Origin of the sequence: Halochromatium roseum (assembly GCF_016653315.1) — a bacterium.
In the GTDB taxonomy this organism is placed as follows: Bacteria; Pseudomonadota; Gammaproteobacteria; order Chromatiales; family Chromatiaceae; genus Lamprobacter; species Lamprobacter roseus.
The window spans coordinates 1-3,328 of sequence record NZ_NHSH01000056.1; the positions used below are offsets into that span (position 1 = coordinate 1).

Here is a 3,328-nt window from a genome sequence, read left to right on the forward strand (position 1 = left end):
TGTGGATCACTAGGAAGGTGCCGACAGTGCCCGTCCCCTCGCCCGTCTGCACGCGATAACGGTTGTCACCTTGTTTGCTGACCTCATACACCGGCAAACGCCATTGCACGACCTTGCCGATCAACTCAGCTTCCATGTTTTCTCGCTGGATGTCGGTGTAGTCGCTCCCAAACACGAACGCCTCCGCCAACTCGCCACGCGGGGAGATCGACGCGGCACTGGCACTGCGCAGACTGCTCAACTCACTGGCCAAGGCGGCCGCCTTTTCTTCATCGGAGGGGCTGAAAATCACTGTCAGTACGCCAAAGATCAACAGCGCCAGGCCAATGCGGGGCCACAAGCCCATCTTCAATTTTTTTCCGCAGTGCGGACAGCTCTTGGCGGAGGCCGCCACCTCTTTGCCACAGGCCGGGCAGGCTTTCAACTTGCTCATCGCGTCTCTCCAGTGTGTTGCCCATCATGGGCGTGGTGAACCAGGGGGTTTTTTGATGACCTGCGTGAGCGCCGTCAGCGCATATCGCAGGTGACGGTGGTCCAGAACCCGAGATCCTGCAGGTCGACGATCTCGCAATCGCTGAACTCATGAGCGCGCCCGACCTCGAGCTCGGCCAGCTCGGCTTCGCGTGACGTCGGGTAATAGAGCACTGCCCGCGGCGTGTCGTTATCGAGCGTGATCTTCAGGCACTGGCTGCCGTAGCGTTTTGAGCTGTCAAAGAAGCCACAGCGGCCGACCTCGGTGATCGTGCCCCACCCGGACAACGGCTCGCCTTGGAGTGACGCGACCCAGGGCTCGCGCTGGATCTCGCTGCGGCGCGAGAAGTCCTGATTGATCTCGGGGAAGGTCCAGCCGCTGGCCGCCTCGGCGACGGCTGCGGTCTGGCTGGTGGGCACGCTGATGGGCTCGGCCTCAACCGACGCGAGACGTTGATTCAGATAACGCTGGAAGGTCAGCGCCTCTTTGGCGAAGTGTAGATAGTTCAGCGAGAGGTAGCTGGTCGAGGGCATCACCGCGCCGACCTCGGGTTGGATGACCATCAGCACGGCATCAAGCTTGACCTGATCCGCATCGACCCTGTAGGCCGGATAGCGACTGTTGGCATTCCATTCGTTTAGGTCCTCCAAGCGCAACCGCGCAAGCGCTGCCCCGGTGAACTGAACGATGAACGAGATCTGCTCCTCACGATTGAGCACGGTGATCGAGACTGCTTGATCGTCATCGGTATAGCGGGCATGCAGTCCGCCCGGTTCCATGATGTTGACCTCGGAGACTGGGACGATGGTCAACAGTCGTTTCAGGTCCTCATCGGAATAGGCCGACGCAGCCGCCGTGAGCGGTGCCAGGCAACAACCCGCCACCAGCAGCCGAGAAAACGTCGAAGGCATGGGCATCAACATCAGGGGTCGCTCCAGCTCAGCCAGGTCCGCCGACCCGCGTGCCGGATGGCCAGCGCGGTGCGGATCAGAAGACAGCGATTGTCCGCAAACAGGCGACAGGGCGTGTCGTTGACAGCGGTGGGCCATTTGCGCTAAGCGTGATGGGCTGATCCGTTCGCGATCCTTGGCAGGAGCGCAATCGCGCGTCATGCGCTGTCGTCACCGCAGGTATACTCAAGGCCATGAGCGCCACCTCGCATGATCGGATTCAACGGCTGCGCCGCCTGGAGGCACTGTTACCGCGCGCGGTAACGGCGCCGGCGGACTGCCCGGATAGCGCGCGCCTGCTCGAGGTGCTCAGCGCGGCCTATGGCGAGGCCAGCGAGGCCGCGCGGCGGCGTGCGCTGCAGCGCGATCTAGCGGAACTGCTGCGCCAGGGCCGCATTGAGACGGTCAATGCCGGTGGTCGGCCACTGCGCTATCGGCGTATGGGCGATGAGGTCGAGGATGACCCGCTGCTGTGGCAGTACACCCTGCAACAGGTGCGCGATCTGATCCGCGAGGCGGTTCCATCGCGTCGTCTCGATCGGCTCTGGCAGCGCTTGCTCAACGAGTTCGAGGGGCCGTTGATCGATGAGCGGCGTCTGCGCATCGTCCCCGACACCCTGCGCCTGCAGCCGGTGGAGCTCTATCCCGAGGTGCTGCAGGCAGTGGTGCTGGCGGTCGCCCAGCCTTGTGCGCTGAAGCTGCTCTATGCCAAGTCCACCGGCGCGCGCAGCGAGGTCCTGATCCATCCGCAAGCCCTGCTACAGCGCGGGCCGATCGCCTATCTGTTTGCCCTCAAGGAGGACGAACCGGCACCGGTGCGCCTCTATGCCCTGCATCGGATGATCCGCGCCGAGGCGCTGACCACCCAGCCGGCGCGCACTGCGGAGGGCTTCGATCTGGATCAGGCGATCGCCGAGGGCAAGGTCGACTTCGGACAGGGGCGGCTGATTGATCTGGAACTGCGGGTGCGTGGCTATCTGGTGTCCTTGCTTAGTGTCTGCCCGCTGAGCGCGGATCAGCAGCTCGAGGATGAGCCCGAGACCTCCACCTTCACCCTGCGGGTCTCCGCGCAGGTGCCCTCCACCGGGCAATTGCTGCGTTGGCTGCTGGGTGCCGGGGATAATCTGGAGGTGATCGCGCCGGCGGAACTGCGCCATGTGATGACCGCGCAGTCGGATAAGGTGGCGGCGCTCTATCGCTCGCCTGAACAGGCCGATGTCGCTGATTACCGATGAGCGTCGTGCCGCTACCCACCCCGGTTGAGGATCTGGTCGTGATCCCGCTCGCGCTGGCCGCCGTGATCCTGTGGCTGGTGGTCTCCATCGAGCGGCGCTTTCATCGCTGGCCTTGGGTCAGCGCTGGCGTCCTGTTGCTGATCAGCCTGCTGGGTGTAGAGCAGGTCTGGCCGCTGCTGGTGGCCTTGGCGAGGATGGTCCAGCGGCTGCTCGAGGGCCTCGGGCTACTGGGTCTACTCGCACTCATCCTGCTGTCCGTGGCTACGGCCCTTGGCTATTCTGCGCTGCGCGCCTGGCTCCAGCGCCGATGCTAAGCACCGAGACCGACACCACCCGCGCGCCTCGGTTGACCCGTCAATGGGTATTGGTTAAGTGCGGAGTATCGTCATCATCATCCACAATCAAATCCCGACCATGAGTATATTGGTACAATTCATTGATGTAGTTTTTGTAAAACGCTTTAAAATGGGTGTACAGCTCATCGGCGTCACCGGGATAGAGCGCTAACAGTTTCTTGTTCCCAGGAATCTGCGAAAAGAATGTTTAGACTTGTGACTAAATAATATTTTTTTATTTTTCAGTAACCTGACGAGCATTCTTTCAGTAAGCTTTTTCAAAACAACAGCTTAACCTTGAAAAGTTATAATTCGACCCTATTAATAATTGAATGG

4 protein-coding genes are annotated in these 3,328 nt (G+C 61.4%); 2 read left to right on the forward strand and 2 right to left on the reverse strand.

Going from position 1 to position 3,328, the window contains the following annotated elements:
• Together CCR96_RS11500 and CCR96_RS11505 are read right to left on the reverse strand one after the other, a co-directional pair.
• The coding region (locus CCR96_RS11500) for a zinc ribbon domain-containing protein (protein WP_201220270.1) at positions 1-433 on the reverse strand (433 nt) is incomplete at its 3' end.
• 74 nt (positions 434-507) lie between these two features.
• Entirely contained in the window at positions 508-1,383 is an 876-nt protein-coding gene (locus CCR96_RS11505) for a hypothetical protein (RefSeq protein WP_201220271.1), read from the reverse strand.
• A 233-nt stretch (positions 1,384-1,616) separates the two neighbouring features.
• Between CCR96_RS11505 and CCR96_RS11510 the strand changes: the two genes are divergently transcribed.
• Both CCR96_RS11510 and CCR96_RS11515 read left to right on the forward strand, forming a co-directional pair.
• Positions 1,617-2,657 carry a helix-turn-helix transcriptional regulator gene (locus tag CCR96_RS11510; protein ID WP_201220272.1) on the forward strand — a complete coding sequence of 347 codons (1,041 nt, stop codon included), beginning with the start codon at positions 1,617-1,619 and terminating at the stop codon, positions 2,655-2,657.
• Positions 2,654-2,971, forward strand: a complete 318-nt coding sequence (locus tag CCR96_RS11515) for a hypothetical protein (RefSeq protein WP_201220273.1) — start codon at positions 2,654-2,656, stop codon at positions 2,969-2,971. The genes CCR96_RS11510 and CCR96_RS11515 overlap by 4 nt, the downstream gene beginning before the upstream one ends.
• The last annotated feature ends 357 nt before the right edge of the window (positions 2,972-3,328 follow it).

What these genes read in the sequence shown, in the direction of transcription:
- CCR96_RS11515 (WP_201220273.1), top strand. Translation starts at nt 2,654, where the DNA reads ATGAGCGTCGTGCCGCTACCCACCCCGGTTGAGGATCTGGTCGTGATC.
- CCR96_RS11505 (WP_201220271.1), bottom strand. Translation starts at nt 1,383, where the DNA reads ATGCCTTCGACGTTTTCTCGGCTGCTGGTGGCGGGTTGTTGCCTGGCA.
- CCR96_RS11510 (WP_201220272.1), top strand. Translation starts at nt 1,617, where the DNA reads ATGAGCGCCACCTCGCATGATCGGATTCAACGGCTGCGCCGCCTGGAG.